An 887-nucleotide genomic window follows, 5' to 3' on the forward strand; every position below is an offset into this window, starting at 1 on the left:
CCGAGCGCGGTCGTGGCGCACGTCGTGACGGGCGTGTCGTCGACCGCTCCCGCGACCTTGCCGACGGTGTTGGCCGTCGCGGGCGCGATCAAAAATACGTCGGCCCAGCCGTCGTAGCCGCAGAGATCGACGTGTTCGACGCCGCCCGTGATCTCCGTGACGACCTCGTTCTCGGTGGCGAACTCGACCGCCCAGGGGTGGATGATCCCCTGTGCGCTGCCGGTCATCACACCACGGACCTCGGCACCCTGGCGTCGCAGCTCGTGGGCCAGTTCGACCGTCTTCACGGCCGCGATCGACCCCGTGATCCCGAGCGCGACGTTGACTCCCTCGAGCATTCGTCTGCTAGTCTCTCTCGGGGTATGTTAAGCGTAGCGAGGCGTCGTCGTGAGTCGGGCGCTCACTCGCCCGCGTCGAGTTCGATCCGGTCGGCGAGCCACTCGAGGGCTCGATCGACCGTCTCGTGATCGGTGCCAGTCACCTTCAGCCGATTCTGGCGCTCCGTGTCCGGATAGCTCCCGACCGTCACGTCGAACCGCTCGCGAGCGTCGGCGACCGCGTCGACCACCGACGCCTCCGGTTGAGGCGTGTACGCCACCCGCGAGACCGCGTCGCCGCTGAACTCCGCGGCGACCCGCTCGAACAGCGCTTGCATCTCCGCCGGCACGCCCGGAAACGCATAGACGTTCTCGAGCACGCAGCCGGGACAGAGCCCCTCGGGATTGAGTACCGGCCGGCTGCCCTCGGGCAGCGCCGCCCAGGCGTCGACGTCGAAGTCCAGGTCGTCGGCCGTGATCGTTTCCGGGTTGCGGTCCCGGTAGTCCGCGACGGTCTCGAGCACGTCCCGGCGGACGGACTCGTCGACGACCAGCTCGCGGTCGAACGCG

Annotated in this window: 2 protein-coding genes; both read right to left on the minus strand. The window is 68.9% G+C overall.

What is annotated here, in order from left to right:
• Window positions 1–338, minus strand: a 338-nt coding sequence (locus PGX04_RS28475) for a phosphopantothenate--cysteine ligase family flavoprotein (RefSeq protein WP_273741567.1), incomplete at its 3' end; no start/stop codon positions are given.
• 62 nt (window positions 339–400) lie between these two features.
• Window positions 401–887 (minus strand): molybdopterin-binding protein (locus PGX04_RS28480; RefSeq protein WP_465263854.1); only part of this gene is annotated, 487 nt, incomplete at its 5' end.

It is taken from the genome of Natrinema soli, from assembly GCF_028618695.1.